The sequence below is a fragment of the Pseudomonas sp. LTGT-11-2Z genome (assembly GCF_003691445.1).
Taxonomy (GTDB): Bacteria; Pseudomonadota; Gammaproteobacteria; order Pseudomonadales; family Pseudomonadaceae; genus Aquipseudomonas; species Aquipseudomonas monteilii.
In genome coordinates this window covers 2,563,459-2,578,221 of the sequence record NZ_CP033104.1, presented here as the reverse complement: position 1 = coordinate 2,578,221, position 14,763 = coordinate 2,563,459, and the positions used below count along the sequence as shown (strand labels likewise).

Below are 14,763 nucleotides of genomic sequence, written 5' to 3'. Positions count from 1 at the left end.
TAGCCATGCTGATCGCATTTTTGATTTTCCTGGTCACGATCGTTCTCGTCATCTGGCAGCCCAAAGGCCTGGGCGTTGGCTGGAGCGCCGCACTGGGGGCCATCGTGGCGCTTCTGGCGGGCGTGGTGAGCCTGTCCGATATCCCCGTCGTCTGGCAGATCGTCTGGAACGCTACCGCCACTTTCATCGCCGTCATCATCATCAGCCTACTGCTGGATGAGGCGGGGTTCTTCGAGTGGGCGGCATTGCACGTGGCCCGCTGGGGCAATGGCAGCAGCCGCAAGCTGTTCGCCTTCATCATCCTGTTGGGCGCCGCCGTCTCGGCGCTGTTCGCTAACGACGGTGCGGCACTGATCCTGACCCCGATCGTCATCGCCATGTTGCTGGCCCTGCGCTTCTCTCCGGCGGCGACGCTGGCATTCGTCATGGCGGCGGGCTTCATCGCCGATACCGCGAGCTTGCCGCTGGTGGTGTCCAACTTGGTGAACATCGTTTCCGCCGACTACTTTGGCATTGGCTTCAGCGAGTACGCTTCGGTCATGGTGCCGGTGAACCTTGTCAGCATCGCCGCCACCCTGGGAATGCTGCTGTGGTTCTTCCGCAAGGACCTGCCGCGTAGCTATGAACTCGACCAACTGAAGGCTCCCGAGGCCGCTATCCGCGACAAGGCGACGTTTGTTGCCGGCTGGTGGGTGCTTGCGCTGTTGCTGGTTGGCTTCTTCGCCATCGAGCCGCTGGGCGTTCCGATCAGCGCCATCGCTGCTGCCTGTGCGCTGATCCTCTACCTGATCGCCGCGCGCGGGCACGTTATTTCTACCCGCAAGGTGCTTAAGGACGCGCCTTGGCAGGTCGTGGTGTTCTCGCTTGGCATGTACCTCGTAGTCTATGGCCTGCGTAACGCCGGCCTCACCGAATACCTGACGCAGATCCTCAATGTTTTCGCCGGCTACGGGATCTGGGGCGCATCCCTCGGGACGGGGCTGCTCGCTGCTGGCCTGTCGTCGGTCATGAACAACATGCCCACTGTGCTGGTAGGGGCCTTGTCGATCCATTCTGCCGAAGCCACCGGCATTGTGCGCGAGGCCATGATCTACGCCAACGTCATCGGCTGTGACCTCGGTCCGAAAATCACCCCCATCGGCAGCCTGGCCACCTTGCTGTGGCTGCACGTGCTGGCCCGCAAGAACATCGTCATCACCTGGGGTTACTACTTGCGCACCGGCATCGTCCTGACGCTGCCGATCCTGCTTGCCACCTTGGCCGCATTGGCCATCCGCCTGAGCTTTTGAACCGGAGATACTTGATGAAAGTCTTGTTCATGTGCACCCACAACAGCTGCCGCAGCATTCTGTCCGAGGCGCTGTTCAATCATCTGGCCCCCGAGGGTATGGATGCTGTGAGCTCGGGCAGCTTCCCAAGCGGCAAGGTCAATGAGCGGGCACTGAAAACCTTGGAAGCCGCCGGTATCCCCACCGCTGGTCTTTCAAGCAAGGCCTCGGATGCCTTCGAGAGCTCTCCTCCCGACATCGTTGTCACCGTGTGCGACCGCGCAGCCGGCGAAGCCTGCCCGATCTTCTTCGGTCCATCGCTCAAAGCCCACTGGGGCCTGGCCGACCCTTCGGCGGTCACCGGGAGTGAGGCAGAAATCGAAGAAGCCTTCCAAACCACACTTGCGAAGATCGATGAGCGCGTACGCGCCTTCCTTGCGCTGCCTTTCTCGCAACTGAGCCAGGACCAACTGAAAGCCGAACTTGCCCGCATCGGTGCGCTGTAGGCCCTGAATCAATGGAGACCGAAATGAACGACCACCTGCCAAATGTCCAACCAGAACTGATTGATCCGCCGTCGCTGGAGCGGCTGGCGCCGAAGGATCCTTCCACACACAAACCGCGCATCCTGCTGCTGTACGGATCGACCCGAGAACGCTCATTCAGTCGCTTGATGGTCCAGGAAGCTGCGCGTCTGCTGGAAGAGTTCGGCGCCGAAACCCGTATCTTCGACCCTTCCGGCCTGCCACTGCCGGATGACGCTCCGGACTCCCACGAGAAGGTGCTGGAACTGCGCGAGCTGATGCAATGGTCCGAGGGCCAGGTGTGGTGCTCGCCCGAGCGTCACGGCTCAATGAGTGCTGTCTTCAAGGCGCAGATCGATTGGGTACCGCTGGCCATGGGTGCCGTTCGCCCAACCCAGGGCAAGACACTCGCCGTGATGCAGGTTTGCGGAGGCTCGCAGTCTTTTAACGTGGTGAACCAACTGCGCGTGCTTGGCCGCTGGATGCGTATGTTTACCATCCCAAATCAGTCGTCGGTGCCGAAAGCCTTCCTGGAGTTCGATGAAGCCGGGCGCATGAAGCCGTCTTCTTTCTACGATCGACTGGTCGACGTGATGGAGGAATTGACCAAGTTCACGCTGCTGCTGCGTGATCGCCAGGATTATTTGGTAGACCGCTACTCCGAGCGCAAAGAGTCGGCGGAAGAACTATCCAAGAGAGTCAATATTCGGTCTATTTGAGGTCATGAGCATGTCGCATCCTTACTCATCGAAATCGTTGCCCCATGCTCCGGGCGTGCTGATTTTTACGCCTTGTCCGGGCACCCAGTCCAGCACTCTTGCTGAAAGCCTGGATACGATCAAGCAGGCCGGTGCCGTGGCGCTGGTTACCCTGATGTCGGATACAGAGCTTCAGGAAAACAGCGTTGCCGAGCTTGGCGTCGCGGCCAAGCAGCATGGGTTGGAGTGGTACCAGTTACCGATCGAGGATGATCAGGCCCCGGATGAAAACTTCGAGGCACGGCTGGGAGAGATCCGCCACCAGTTGGACGCTTTGCTCGCATCCAACAAGGCCCTGGCCATCCACTGCAAGGGCGGCTCCGGCCGCACCGGCCTGTTCGCTGCCCGCCTGTTGACCGAATCCGGAATGCCACGTAATGAGGCAATCAAGTGGGTCCAGGAACTGCGGCCCCGTGCGATTCAGAAGCCCGCGCACATCGACTACATCAATCAATTTGGCGAAGTCTGAGCGCTTTAACCGGAAAGGAGAAATCATGGTCAACGAAGGCGAACTACTCGATGTCATCGTGATTGGCGGTGGGCAGTCCGCACTGACGGTGGCCTATTTTCTGAAGCGGGCCAAGTTGTCGTTCCTGCTGCTCGACGCCGAAGAGGCTGCGGGCGGGGCGTGGCGCCATGGCTGGGACTCGCTGACGCTGTTCTCACCCTCCGCATGGAGCTCGATCGCGGGCTGGCCGATGCCGCTAGTCACCAAAGGTAATCCCGATAGGGATCACGTGGTCAGCTATCTGGAGCAGTACGAGGCGCGATACGGGTTCCCTATCGCTCGACCCGTTAGCGTCACGTCTGTGGAGCGGACCGGGCGTGCCCTTCGTGTACGCTCCAAGGACCGCGATTGGGAGGCTCGTGTCGTCATCAGCGCAACAGGGACCTGGAGCAACCCCTATGTTCCGGCCTATCCGGGGATAGAGCTGTTCCAGGGACAGCAGATTCACTCCGCCCATTACCAGTCACCAGAGGCTTTCGAAGGAAAGCGCGTGCTGGTCGTTGGTGGTGGCAACTCGGGAGCGCAAATCTATGCAGAGCTGTCCGAGGTCGCCGACGCAACGTGGGTAACCACGGAGGAGCCGGCGTTTCTGCCTGATGACGTCGATGGTCGGGTGTTGTTCGAACGGGCTACCGAGCGCCTCAAGGCTCAACAGGAGGGTCGTGTTATCGACGCACCGGTCGGTGGGCTTGGCGATATCGTCATGGTGCCCTCAGTAGTCCGGGCTCGCGAGCGCGGGGCCCTTCGTGCTGTAAGGCCTTTCACCTCATTCACGCCGGATGGGGTCGTCTGGCCAAATGGTGAGAAAGCCCAGGTCGATGCGGTGGTCTGGTGTACTGGATTCCGACCGGCGCTGGATCACCTGAAGGCACTGGACGTGCTGGATGACTACGGTAGGGTCGAGGTTGATGAGGGGCGCTCTATTCGCGAGCCGCGCCTCTGGCTGGTCGGATATGGCGACTGGACCGGCCTGGCCTCGGCGACGTTGATCGGCGTCACCCGTACCGCGCGCAGCACCGTAAACGAAGTAGTAGAATACCTGAACAGCTTGGGGCAGCCGGATGCATAGCGGAATCGAGATTCGTGTCGCCAGACCCGAGGATGCAGAAGAGATCCAGATCATCTACGCGCCCATCGTGCTTAACACGGCCATCTCATTCGAAGAGGCAGTGCCGAGCGTGGAGCAGATGACTCACTGCCATTGCAGCCAGTGCCGCAAAGTTCACGGGGCTGCTTTCGCATCCTACGGAAGCGTTCCGCGTAGCGACCTGCGAATTCTTCGTGGCGCCAACAGCATCAGTACGTAGCCGCCTCAGCAAACTCCAGCATGTCGGCCAACTGCCCCCTGCTTGGCGAACCCCGTCGATGCCCACAGCACCCCGACGTTGGCGTCGATGAGGTGGGTATGCTCTGGGTTATGGATGCTGCCGGTCTCTGCGAGGATCTCGCTCTGGACCCAATCCCACACACCGGTGGCAGGGCATAGTGTGAGCCACAGAGATTGGAGCAAGTCAGCTGGAGGCATTGGTCTACTCATCGGTCACCTGCAGCTTGAAATGGTGGCGCGTTGACTGTATTGGTGAGGTCAACTCACCCGCAAGGCAAATCATGCGAATACATTTCAGACGTCTCAGCGACGTCTCCATCGGGGACATCATCGCGCTCAACAATAACCCTGATGTCTTACGTCAAATGCCCTTGGGGCGTCCAGACTTTGACGAAAGCAAGTGCAAGGCATGGGTCGCTCAAAAAGAGGCCCAATGGGACCTTAATGGATACGGTCCCTGGGCATTTTTCGTGGGAGATAAATTCGCCGGCTGGGGTGGCCTGCAGCATGAAGACGGTGACGCTGATCTTGCTTTAGTGCTTCACCCGGATTACTGGGGGCTTGGCAGAATGATATTCGATGAGATAGAGCAGCGCGCTTTCCAAGAGCTGGGCTTGGAGTCAATTACCATATTGCTCCCAGCTACCAGAACTCGAATCAAAGGTGTGCTTCGCCTAGGGTTTCGCCACGACGGAGAAGTTGAAATCGACGGCACCTACTTCACACGCTATCGACTCCAGGCAAGCGCTAGCGCAAAAATCTCGTAATCTTCACCTAGCGACCATTCTATGTGACTCGCCGTGCGCGTGCCCATGCAGCAGGCCAACCAGCAGCCGCTGCGCAAGTCCGGCTTCCTTGGCAACATCAATCGCCTTGATCAGCGCGGTGTCGAGCGCATTGGTAGCGACCACCACGTCGGTCGACAGCGGCAATACGTGGCGCAGGCGTGTCACGTTGCTCATGTACACCTCCTCGCGAGAATGCTCAGGCGATTGGATCAGCTGGCTTGGCAATCGAACGCACAAACAACATGCAGAAACCCTTTCACTGGCCGTCACGAGTTTCTTGGATATCACGCCAGCGCTTCAGAAGCGCACCAAGCGTGGCGAGAGCACAAGCACCAGATAGCGCTTGCCTACGCCGAGATTCAATCGGACCCTCGTATCGCCGCAGCATTGCGGACTCGATACGCTGCCTGAACAAGGGAAATAGCCATGATCGAAGCCACCGAGAAGCAGCTTGGCCTGCTCTGGCGCACCCTGGGCCTGTGCGCTGAGCGCTCTGACCGCCGCAGCATCAGCCGCAACCACGTCCTCACTAGTCCAGGCTACGATGACTCGAACAACCTGGATTTGCTGGTGGCGGCCGGCCTGATGACACGCGGCAAGGCCCCGGCCTTCTGCTCCGAGGACGAGGTGGTGTATCGCGCCACGGACGAGGGAAAGCAGTTCGCCCTGGACAAGCTGCCACCGCCCCCTCCGCCGGCTAAGCGCACCAAGTTCCACGCCTACCTGGACGAGTGCGAGTACTACGACGGCTTCGCCCACTTCCTCGGCATCAACCAACCGCAAATCCAACAGCGCGGCAACTGGGGGAACTACGAATACCGTATGGTCCGATACCCACGCGGAAGTGCCTACTGCGAGCATCGCCGGCCTACCCGTTTCGCGCACTGGTCGCCCTACGAAACTCTTGAGGTCGCCGGTGAGTGGGCGCCGACCATGAAAGCGGCCAAGGCCAGCTACAAAGAAACGCTTCGGCTGCACCAGGCCAAGGGCCGCGCCGATAAGAAGCGCCTTGCAGCCTGACCCTCCGGCGCTGCCGGACAATCAGCGGCACAATAACGATCTACTTACACTGCAACGCCACTTCTCCCAAGGGGCCGCCAGTTCCATTTGCTGAAAATGCGACGACGCATTGCATCGCACCACAATTGCAATTGTATACGGCGTGCTTATTCGCAATCAGGTTTGCCTGGTCAGAACATCCGCAAGCACTAGGAGCAACGTTGGCCTGCGGCTGCGCCTCCACCTTTTCACCGCAGCCAACCAACTGGGCGGCTGCTAGAGCAATTCCGAAAACGATGAGAAATCTCATTAGAGTTCTCCTGGTTCAACCATATCCGAATAGCACACCCCAACTACCTGAACAAACTGGCGCTGCCCGCCAGCGCCTCAGGAGCCTTCGCTTTTCACCTGGCAAATCCCGTTGGCCCGGTTCTTCCCGGTATACGAGACATCAGGCGAGCCATCCGGGTTGATCGACAATGAGATTGTCACCCCACTGCCTTTGGCTTCGAAGTAGTTCTCGTTGAACTTCTTCAGCTTGCCTTCCTTGCCATTGATGTAAATCGGGCCGCCCTTGTCGGCGTGTACCTCGATGTTGCCTGGGCACGTGGCATTCACCAGCGGAATACCAGCCTGAGCCGCGCCCGACACCGCCAGCAAAGCACCAATCATTAGTCGCTTCATCTAACGCTCCTTGAGTGGATTGACCGAGATCGAAGCAATAGCCCAATTCGGCGCTGCCCGCCAGCGCCTTCCCCTATTCAACGATAACGCCTCTGCGGCGAGGACCGCCCATGTCTGCATTTCAGAAAAAGAACCACCTCGACTTCAAAACCCAGTACGGCCTTGGCTTCGATCCGCAAGACGATGAGAGGAACGGCCTGAAGTGGGCAGGCAAGAAGAAGCCGCGGGTGATCAGCCTGGAGAACGTGAAGCAGATTTTGTAGTGGGGCCCGCAGATGGCGAAGCGCGACAGGGCCACTGGCCGGGTGATGAAGCTGGACGGCACCGTGGCCGACATCGGCGAGCGCGTTCCAGTGCAACAGCAGTTCTTGGTGCCCGACCCGAAGCGGCGCGGCATCACTTGGCGCCGATTTATGCACCTGCTCGAAGGGATGGGTTACCAGGTGGAATGGCAGATCATCAAGGCCTGAGACTTCGGCGCGCCAACCAGCCGGGAACGCCTGTTCATGATCGCCCGCTGCGACGGCCAGCCCATCGCATGGCCTGAGCCGACCCACGCCAAGAACCCAGGCCAGCAGAAGTGGCGCACAGCCGCAGACTGCATCGACTGCAGCGTGCCGAGCAAGAGCATCTTCGGGCGCAAGAAGGCGCTGGCCGACGCCACGCTGCGCCGAGTGGCCAAGGATATGAAGAAGTTCGTGATCGACAACCCGCAGCCCTTCATCGTGCCAATTGCGAACGGGTCGGGCGAACTCGCCCAGTCGGCAGATGAGCCGCTGCACACTGTCACATCCTGGCCCCGCGGCGGATCCTTCGCCGTGGCAAGCCCAGTGATTCTTCCAGCAACGCACCAAGGCGCCGACCGAGTGAATAACCCGCGTGATCCACTGCCAACGGTAACTGCAGCCAATCGCGGCGAACTGATGGCCAGCCCAGTCATGATCGGGGCCGGTGGGCCTGTGTATGCCGGCAAGCCTGCGCCAGCTGATCAACCAATGGGCACGCTGATGACGCAGAACCACCGCGCCCTGGTCACTGCATTCATCGAGCAAGCCAACGGCGGCTTCAACACAACTCCGGCCAAGGGTGCAGACGAGCCACTGACCACGGTCACCAACACCGGCAGCCAGCAGCGCCTCGTAACGGCCAGCCTGGCCACGCTCCGCTGCAACTGCGTAGGACGGGCAGCAGATGAGCCGGTACCGACCATGACCGCCGGCGCCGAGCATCACGCCCTAGTCGAATACAAGCTGTCTCCAGAGCACGAGGAAGGCGCTCTGCGCGTCGCCGCGTTCCTGATCAGCTACTACGGCACGGAGAACATCAGCGCCTGCAATTCGCCAACGCCCACGGTGACCACCAAGGACCGCCTGGGCCTGGTCACCGTCTTCGTGAAGGCCCCCCCCTACGTCATCGTCGATATCTGCCTGCGCATGCTGCAGCCGCACGAGCGCTACCGAGCCCAGGGCTTCCCGGTCAGTTACATCATCGACAAGGGTGCCGACGGCAAGCCGTTCACCAAGACCGAGCAGGTGCATATGTGTGGCAATAGCGTTAGCCCACCGCCGATGGCTGCACTTGCTCGCTCAAACGATCCTTGGAAAGTCAAAGTTTCGGAAGCTGCTGCCGCTTGACCCACCGGCGCTGCCCGCCAGCGCCTTGCCCTATTGAACGAGAGGGTTGGCGCCCAGGCCTTTTCGGTAGCGGGCAATCGAGATGATCTGGCGCAAGCAGATGACCATGTCTTTCTTCATCTGGTCGTCCGGCAAACCGATCTTTTTCAGCATTGCCTGAGCTTCTTCCTCGATCGAGGCAAGGGCCTCAGTATCGCTTTTCAGTGTCATGGCGACCTCCACCAGGTCGAATCAGCCACGAATTGATAGCTCACCAGAACATTGCGCGCCAACTACGGCGTCTTCCCCTCTCAAACGATGAACGCATTCTCGGCGAGGACAGCGCATGCATTAAAGACCGACAGACTACCGGACCTCATTCGCAAATCGGCCTACTGCGCCAACTACCTGCTTAGCGCCCTCTTGAATCTCCATGATGACGGCACCTGCTTCGTTGGCTAATACTAAACCCTCTTCTGCTTTGCCACGGCTGTTAAACATTTCGTTCACAGCTTGATCAGCCAGCATTTGGTTTTGTTGGACAACGCCAACGATCTCCTCGGTTGCCGAGCTGGTGTGGCCCGCAAGCTTGCGCACCTCATCGGCAACTACGGCGAAACCTCGACCGTGCTCGCCGGCCCGCGCTGCCTCGATCGCCGCATTGAGGGCGAGCAGATTGGTCTGTGAAGCGATACCGCCAATAGTTTGAATAATCGAACTGATCAAAGCAGATTGCTTACCGAGAGCCTCGATGCTTTCGGAAGCTGACTTCATCTGTTCGGCGATGCTACGCATGGTATCGACAGTCCGCGTCACTACTACGGCTCCACGCTCTGCGCTCGAGTCGGTTCGCTGGGAGACATAATACGCAACGCCAGCTGCATCCTTCACTTCTTGCTCGCGGGCGACCTGGTCGGTAACCACGCTTGCGAATTTCACGACCTTAGAAAGCTTTCCCTCAGTGTCATGCACAGGGTTGTATGTCGCTTCTAGCCAAATATCGTTGCCTCGCGCGTCTACCCTCTTGAAACGATTAGCCACATACTCACCACGGTTCAGCGTCTTCCAGAAGCTTTCGTACTCATGTGATGCAGCTTCTTCCGCGGAGCAGAACAAACGATGATGCTTCCCGACGATCTGCCCCAGCGAGTAGCCCATAGCATCTAGGAACTGTTTGTTTGCCGTGATTACGGTGCCATCCAAGTTAAATTCAATGACGGCTGTGGACCGAACCAGCGCCTTAATCAGAGCCTCATTTTCCTTCGACTGCTCCACGGTACGAGTTATCTCACTGCCATAACCCTGGACATGAGCCAGGCTTCCGTCTTGGTCTCGAATAGGGAGCCAATATATTTTCAACCATGCAAGAGTACCGTCAGCGCGAAGGTAGCGATATTCGTCATTGACGGGCTCAAACCGCCCTACAGCTCGATTGAACGCGTGAAAGCAAGGAAGATCCTTAACATAAGGAGGAACGATCTCCGAAAGCGGGCGACCATGCAGATGTCCGTCGGAGTACCCCAAGGTTTCTGAGAAAAGTCGATTGAATGCGCAGATACGAAACTGTGCATCAAGTCTTATGGAAAGCATCCCTCTGTCCATTTGCTCGACCTGCTGACGTAGCAGATGCAGCTCCGCGCTCTGCTCCTGCAAAATTTTTTTGAGACTGCGGTTGAACATTTCAGGCTCCACGTGTGCTGGATGAGCAATTATCGACACAGACCTTTTTTCTAGAGTGCCCAGTCAATTTTCAATTCCATGGGGATGGGTATACGGGCGAGGCTATAAAAAATTCCCAACCAGCTACTAAATAGTTATCGAACCCGGAGCTATAAAGAATGGTCCCGCAGCTCTGCTCTGGGCGCCTCATCAAAAAAGCATACGTCTTATGCTGAAGCGAACGCCTCGGCGGTCAGATCCTCTTTGAGCGACAGTTGGCCTAACCCAGGCGGAACGCACAATACAGAAGTCGCGGACAACACCGCTGAAAATCGCAGATCCCTCTGCGGGACCTGCCTCACGCTGGTAACGGAGTCTGAGGTTGCTGGCTCAGAAAATAGACCCAGGCGTCATGAGAGTTCTTTTGGCAAAGCACGGCGTCATCCCAGATCACACCGTAGGTCTCACCAGCAGAAACCAAGTACATCAGCCTCGAATTACGAGCCTCCAAGTCAAGGAGGTGCCGATGAGCTGTAAAACGAAAATCAATGTTGTTTCGCATTTGGACGAACGTCCTAAAGGACCGGCTCGGGAATACGCGCCGATGTTCCTGTGCAGTCAATATGACATCAAACCTCGTCGACTGCATTTTTTATAGCAAAGCTACGCCCAAAGTCGCCTAACGAGTACATTTATACTCCAGCCATCGGTAAGCCCTCCCCCTCTCTATTCACTGCCGCGATATGGCGGCCAAGGAGCACCCGTGCGCCTCAAGAAAACTGAGCGCGAGCAGGTCCGCATGAAGTACGGCTGATCCACCGGCTCGAGCAGATCCGCCAGCGCAAAGTGTATGGTGTTCGGCAGGTTCGGACGTTCCGGGAGACGGCTACCAGGTACCTGCTCGAGCACAAGGATCAGCCGTCAATCAAGCTGACTGCCCTGCGCCTCCAGCAACTTGATCCATACCTCGGCGACCTGCCGCTGACGCACATCGACGACCAGGCGCTGGCCCCGTTCATTCGGGACCGGCAGACGGACGAAGATTTGCCGAATGGGAAAGTGAGGAAGGCAGTCAGCAACCGGACGGTGAACATCGCGATCGAGCGGGTGATTCACGTTCTGTCGCTGGCTTGCCGGAAATGGCGGGATGAAGAGCGCAGGCCCTGGCTCGACAGCACCCCGCTGCTGGCCAAGCTGGAGGAGAAGAGATCCAGTCGAAAGCCTTATTCTGGCGCGGAGCTGGGACAGTTGATAGAGGCGGCAAACAAAGTTTCAGCGACGGACTCGCGTGGGCCGGTGCTGACGATTTTGAAGAGGAGGCAGGCGTAAAAACCTGAGAAGCCACGCAAAAGTCACGCAAAGGAAAAAGGCCATCCCTTTCGGAAATGGCCTAAGTCCTTGGGATTATTGGTCGGGACGGAGTGATTCGAACACTCGACCCCTTGCACCCCATGCAAGTGCGCTACCGGGCTGCGCTACGCCCCGACTACATTCTCACAACCTCTGAGAACGATGAAGAATCTAACCTAACTCTCTGATAAATGAAAGCTTTTTCTCAAAAAAATTTCCATTCATCAGGAAAAGCCCAGCTCACTTCTTCAACACCACTAACACATCCTCCAATTCAACAATCATCTGCCGAATCAGCTGCTTGTACTGGCTCGATTCATCCTTAGCCTCATCACTGGAAAGCCGCAACCGCGCCCCGCCAATGGTGAACCCCTGGTCATAAAGCAGCGCACGAATCTGGCGAATCATCAGCACGTCTTGCCGCTGGTAATACCGCCGATTCCCCCGCCGCTTCACGGGGTTAAGCTGGTCGAACTCCTGCTCCCAATACCGCAGCACGTGTGGCTTTACTGCACACAGCTCGCTCACTTCACCAATGGTGAAGTAGCGTTTGCCCGGTATGGGGGGCAGTTCGTCGTTATGGCTTGGTTCCAGCATAGGCCTCAACCCGGGCCTTCAACTTCTGCCCTGGACGAAAGGTGACGACGCGCCGTGCAGTGATCGGGATTTCTTCCCCTGTCTTGGGGTTGCGGCCCGGCCGCTGGCGTTTGTCGCGGAGGTCGAAGTTGCCGAAACCGGACAGCTTCACCTGCTCGTTCTCTTCAAGTGCGTGCCGAATTTCTTCGAAAAACAGCTCGACCAGCTCCTTGGCCTCACGCTTGTTAAGCCCCAGCTCCTCGTACAGCCTTTCGGCCATCTCAGCTTTCGTCAGAGCACCCATGCCGTTATTTCCTTAACGTGGTGTTCAACCTTTGTTCGAGCGAGGTGAGGATGTTTTGCAGGGTAGTGTTCACCTCATCGTCGTTAAGAGTGCGCGATGGATGCTGCCAGGTCAAGCCGACGGCAAGGCTTTTTCTATCAGGATCAATGCCTTTACCTTGGTAGACATCAAACAGCCTGAGGTCTGTGAGCCATTCGCCTGCATTGTCACGAATTAATTCAAGCACCGCGCTAGAAGCGACATCACGTCCTGCAATCAACGCCAGGTCACGACGGGTTTCCGGGAACTTGGACAGTTCGCTGAATTTCGGCAGGCGGCCTTCGACCACATCACCCAGCACCAGCTCGAACAGGAACACCGGGCGGTCCAGGCCCAGGGCTTTGGCAAGCTCCGGGTGAATGGCGCCGAGGTAGCCGACCAGTTTGCCGTCGCGCTCGATGGCGGCGGTTTGGCCAGGGTGCAGGGCGGGGTGCTTGCCGGCGCTGAAGGTGAAGTCGCTAAGGGCGCCGGAGTAACCCAGCAGGGCTTCCACGTCGGCTTTAACGTCGAAGAAATCGACGCCATCGCGGCCGTTGGCCCAGCCTTCTGGCAGGCGGCTGCCGGTGATAACGCCAGCAATCATTGGCTGCTGTTGCAGGTCACCCAGCTGGCCGACGAAGCGCAGGCCGCTTTCGAACAGGCGCACGCGGTCTTGCTGGCGGTTCAGGTTGTGCTGCAGCGCCTTGACCAAGCCCGGCCACAGGGACGCGCGCATGGCGGCCATGTCGCTGGAGATGGGGTTGGCCAACAGCAGTGGCTCCACGCCCGGGCTGAACAGTTCGAACAGTTTCGGATCGATGAAGCTGTAGGTGATGGCTTCCTGGTAGCCGCGGGCAACCAGCAGGCGGCGCAGGGTTGGCAGGTCACCACGGGTTTCCGGCTTGCCTTGTGGGGCCAGGCGGGCTTGCGGGTAACGTACCGGCAGGTTGTTGTAACCGTACAGGCGGGCCAGCTCTTCGATCAGGTCCACTTCCAGGCTGATGTCGAAGCGGTGGCTTGGGACGGTTACGGTCCACTGCCCTTCCCCGTTCTTGGTCGTGGTCAGCTCCAGGGCGTTGAGCAGTTGCTCGACTTGGGCTGGGTCCATTTGCATGCCGAGCATCTGGGTGATGCGTTCGTCGCGCAGGGTGACCGGGGCCACACTTGGCAGGTGCTGTTCGCTAACGGCTTCGACTACCGGGCCGGCTTCACCGCCGACGATGTCCAGTACCAGCTGAGTGGCGCGTTCGAGGGCTTCGCGGGCCAGCTGCGAGTCGACGCCCCGCTCGTAGCGGTGCGAGGCATCGGTGTGCAGGCCGTAGGAACGGGCTTTACCGGCGACGGAAATCGGCTCGAAGAAGGCGCTCTCCAGGAACAGGTCGCGGGTTTTTTCGGTGTTTACACCGCTGTGCTCGCCACCCATGACGCCGGCGATGGCCAAGGCGCGGGTGTGGTCGGCGATGACCAGGGTGTCGGCGCGCAGGGCGACTTCCTGGCCGTCGAGCAGGACGAGTTTTTCGCCCTCTTCAGCCATGCGGACGCGGATGCCGCCGTTGATTTCTGCCAGGTCGAAGGCGTGCATCGGCTGGCCGAGCTCGAGCATCACGTAGTTGGTGATGTCGACGGCGGCGTCGATGCTGCGCACGTCGCTGCGGCGCAGGCGCTCGACCATCCACAATGGGGTCGGCTTGCTGAGGTCGACGTTACGAATGACGCGGCCCAGGTAGCGCGGGCAGGCAGCCGGGGCCCTGACTTCGACAGGGCGCACTTCGTCGTGGGCAGCCGGTACGGCTGGCACCACCGGGCGGGTGACCGGGGTGTCGTACAGGGCGCTGACGTCGCGGGCCAGGCCGGCGATGGACAGGCAGTCACCACGGTTCGGCGTAAGGCCGATTTCGATGCTGGCGTCGTCCAGGCTCAGGTAGGTGCGAATGTTTTCGCCAACTGGGGCGTCGCCAGCCAGTTCCAGCAGGCCGTCGTTTTCTTCGCTGATCTGCAGCTCGGCGGCCGAGCACAGCATGCCGAAGGATTCGACACCACGCAGCTTGGCCTTCTTGATCTTGAAGTCGCCTGGCAGTTCGGCGCCGATCATGGCGAACGGGATCTTGATACCTGGGCGGGCATTCGGGGCGCCGCACACGACCTGGAAGGTTTCCTGGCCGTTGCTTACCTGGCACACGCGCAGCTTGTCGGCGTCCGGGTGTTGTTCGGTGGCGAGGATTTCGCCCACGACAATGCCGCTGAACTGGCCGGCAGCGGGGGTTACGCTGTCGACTTCGAGGCCGGCCATGGACAGGCGGGCGACCAGTTCGTCACGGGAGACTTGCGGGTTTACCCAACCGCGCAGCCACTGTTCACTGAATTTCATGCTGTTCTCCTGAAAGTTG

The 14,763-nt window shown here is 59.1% G+C and carries 13 protein-coding genes, 1 tRNA gene and 6 pseudogenes; 10 read left to right on the top strand and 10 right to left on the bottom strand.

The window, feature by feature from the left end; translation table 11 throughout:
* The first annotated feature begins 5 nt into the window (after positions 1-5).
* The 6 genes and pseudogenes from D8767_RS12090 to D8767_RS29620 all read left to right on the top strand — a co-directional run.
* Positions 6-1,289, top strand: coding sequence for an arsenic transporter (locus tag D8767_RS12090; protein ID WP_016711237.1), 1,284 nt, complete (start codon positions 6-8; stop codon positions 1,287-1,289).
* A 14-nt stretch (positions 1,290-1,303) separates the two neighbouring features.
* Positions 1,304-1,774, top strand: coding sequence for an arsenate reductase ArsC (locus tag D8767_RS12085; RefSeq protein WP_016711238.1), 471 nt, complete (start codon positions 1,304-1,306; stop codon positions 1,772-1,774).
* A gap of 23 nt (positions 1,775-1,797) precedes the next feature.
* On the top strand, positions 1,798-2,511 hold the full coding sequence (arsH, locus tag D8767_RS12080; protein WP_016711239.1) for an arsenical resistance protein ArsH: 714 nt from the start codon (positions 1,798-1,800) through the stop codon (positions 2,509-2,511).
* Between the two features lie 4 nt (positions 2,512-2,515).
* Positions 2,516-3,019: a dual specificity protein phosphatase family protein gene (locus D8767_RS12075; protein WP_029380184.1), complete on the top strand. Its 504-nt coding sequence runs from the start codon at positions 2,516-2,518 to the stop codon at positions 3,017-3,019.
* A gap of 25 nt (positions 3,020-3,044) precedes the next feature.
* The gene (locus tag D8767_RS12070) at positions 3,045-4,127 is read left to right on the top strand and encodes an ArsO family NAD(P)H-dependent flavin-containing monooxygenase (RefSeq protein ID WP_016711241.1); all 1,083 of its coding nucleotides are present in this window, start codon (positions 3,045-3,047) and stop codon (positions 4,125-4,127) included.
* Positions 4,128-4,245: 118 nt separating this feature from the next.
* Positions 4,246-4,359: pseudogene (locus D8767_RS29620) on the top strand (GFA family protein); the annotation flags it as partial.
* A 35-nt stretch (positions 4,360-4,394) separates the two neighbouring features.
* On the opposite strand, the pseudogene D8767_RS29175 reads toward D8767_RS29620, so the two are convergent.
* A pseudogene (locus D8767_RS29175) lies at positions 4,395-4,583 on the bottom strand (hypothetical protein); the annotation flags it as partial.
* An 83-nt stretch (positions 4,584-4,666) separates the two neighbouring features.
* On the opposite strand from D8767_RS29175, the gene D8767_RS12055 reads away from it, so the two are divergent.
* Positions 4,667-5,152 carry a GNAT family N-acetyltransferase gene (locus tag D8767_RS12055; RefSeq protein ID WP_016711244.1) on the top strand — a complete coding sequence of 162 codons (486 nt, stop codon included), beginning with the start codon at positions 4,667-4,669 and terminating at the stop codon, positions 5,150-5,152.
* A gap of 3 nt (positions 5,153-5,155) precedes the next feature.
* On the opposite strand, the gene D8767_RS12050 is transcribed toward D8767_RS12055, so the two are convergent.
* On the bottom strand, positions 5,156-5,347 hold the full coding sequence (locus D8767_RS12050; RefSeq protein WP_016711245.1) for a hypothetical protein: 192 nt from the start codon (positions 5,345-5,347) through the stop codon (positions 5,156-5,158).
* 252 nt (positions 5,348-5,599) lie between these two features.
* On the opposite strand from D8767_RS12050, the gene D8767_RS12045 reads away from it, so the two are divergent.
* Positions 5,600-6,193, top strand: a complete 594-nt coding sequence (locus D8767_RS12045; protein WP_016711246.1) for a hypothetical protein — start codon at positions 5,600-5,602, stop codon at positions 6,191-6,193.
* Between the two features lie 366 nt (positions 6,194-6,559).
* Here the strand turns inward: D8767_RS12045 and D8767_RS12040 are convergent, their stop codons facing one another.
* Positions 6,560-6,856: a hypothetical protein gene (locus D8767_RS12040; protein ID WP_026020376.1), complete on the bottom strand. Its 297-nt coding sequence runs from the start codon at positions 6,854-6,856 to the stop codon at positions 6,560-6,562.
* Positions 6,857-6,966: 110 nt separating this feature from the next.
* On the opposite strand from D8767_RS12040, the pseudogene D8767_RS12035 reads away from it, so the two are divergent.
* A pseudogene (locus D8767_RS12035) lies at positions 6,967-8,490 on the top strand (DNA cytosine methyltransferase).
* Between the two features lie 30 nt (positions 8,491-8,520).
* Here D8767_RS12035 and D8767_RS12030 read toward each other — a convergent pair.
* The 3 genes and pseudogenes from D8767_RS12030 to D8767_RS29610 all read right to left on the bottom strand — a co-directional run.
* Positions 8,521-8,700, bottom strand: coding sequence for a hypothetical protein (locus D8767_RS12030; protein ID WP_016711251.1), 180 nt, complete (start codon positions 8,698-8,700; stop codon positions 8,521-8,523).
* 135 nt (positions 8,701-8,835) lie between these two features.
* A pseudogene (locus D8767_RS29615) lies at positions 8,836-9,267 on the bottom strand (methyl-accepting chemotaxis protein); the annotation flags it as partial.
* Between the two features lie 105 nt (positions 9,268-9,372).
* Positions 9,373-10,149, bottom strand: a pseudogene (locus D8767_RS29610) (PAS domain-containing protein); the annotation flags it as partial.
* Between the two features lie 780 nt (positions 10,150-10,929).
* On the opposite strand from D8767_RS29610, the pseudogene D8767_RS12015 reads away from it, so the two are divergent.
* Positions 10,930-11,355, top strand: a pseudogene (locus D8767_RS12015) (site-specific integrase); the annotation flags it as partial.
* 181 nt (positions 11,356-11,536) lie between these two features.
* Here the strand turns inward: D8767_RS12015 and D8767_RS12010 are convergent.
* From D8767_RS12010 to pheT, 4 genes are all read right to left on the bottom strand, one after another.
* Positions 11,537-11,613 (bottom strand) — tRNA-Pro (locus tag D8767_RS12010).
* A gap of 105 nt (positions 11,614-11,718) precedes the next feature.
* Positions 11,719-12,075 carry a MerR family transcriptional regulator gene (locus D8767_RS12005; RefSeq protein ID WP_003250681.1) on the bottom strand — a complete coding sequence of 119 codons (357 nt, stop codon included), beginning with the start codon at positions 12,073-12,075 and terminating at the stop codon, positions 11,719-11,721.
* Positions 12,056-12,358, bottom strand: a complete 303-nt coding sequence (gene ihfA, locus D8767_RS12000; RefSeq protein ID WP_003250679.1) for an integration host factor subunit alpha — start codon at positions 12,356-12,358, stop codon at positions 12,056-12,058. Before ihfA ends, D8767_RS12005 begins: the two co-directional genes overlap by 20 nt.
* A 4-nt stretch (positions 12,359-12,362) precedes the next feature.
* Positions 12,363-14,744, bottom strand: coding sequence for a phenylalanine--tRNA ligase subunit beta (pheT, locus tag D8767_RS11995; protein WP_016711337.1), 2,382 nt, complete (start codon positions 14,742-14,744; stop codon positions 12,363-12,365).
* Positions 14,745-14,763 lie beyond the last annotated feature (19 nt).

Bases quoted from the DNA above. Each gene is read 5' to 3' on its own strand.
- D8767_RS12085 (WP_016711238.1), top strand. From the start codon at position 1,304: ATGAAAGTCTTGTTCATGTGCACCCACAACAGCTGCCGCAGCATTCTG.
- D8767_RS12055 (WP_016711244.1), top strand. From the start codon at position 4,667: ATGCGAATACATTTCAGACGTCTCAGCGACGTCTCCATCGGGGACATC.
- D8767_RS12005 (WP_003250681.1), bottom strand. From the start codon at position 12,075: ATGCTGGAACCAAGCCATAACGACGAACTGCCCCCCATACCGGGCAAA.
- pheT (WP_016711337.1), bottom strand. From the start codon at position 14,744: ATGAAATTCAGTGAACAGTGGCTGCGCGGTTGGGTAAACCCGCAAGTC.
- ihfA (WP_003250679.1), bottom strand. From the start codon at position 12,358: ATGGGTGCTCTGACGAAAGCTGAGATGGCCGAAAGGCTGTACGAGGAG.
- D8767_RS12090 (WP_016711237.1), top strand. From the start codon at position 6: ATGCTGATCGCATTTTTGATTTTCCTGGTCACGATCGTTCTCGTCATC.
- D8767_RS12040 (WP_026020376.1), bottom strand. From the start codon at position 6,856: ATGAAGCGACTAATGATTGGTGCTTTGCTGGCGGTGTCGGGCGCGGCT.
- D8767_RS12030 (WP_016711251.1), bottom strand. From the start codon at position 8,700: ATGACACTGAAAAGCGATACTGAGGCCCTTGCCTCGATCGAGGAAGAA.
- D8767_RS12075 (WP_029380184.1), top strand. From the start codon at position 2,516: ATGAGCATGTCGCATCCTTACTCATCGAAATCGTTGCCCCATGCTCCG.
- D8767_RS12050 (WP_016711245.1), bottom strand. From the start codon at position 5,347: ATGAGCAACGTGACACGCCTGCGCCACGTATTGCCGCTGTCGACCGAC.
- D8767_RS12070 (WP_016711241.1), top strand. From the start codon at position 3,045: ATGGTCAACGAAGGCGAACTACTCGATGTCATCGTGATTGGCGGTGGG.
- arsH (WP_016711239.1), top strand. From the start codon at position 1,798: ATGAACGACCACCTGCCAAATGTCCAACCAGAACTGATTGATCCGCCG.
- D8767_RS12045 (WP_016711246.1), top strand. From the start codon at position 5,600: ATGATCGAAGCCACCGAGAAGCAGCTTGGCCTGCTCTGGCGCACCCTG.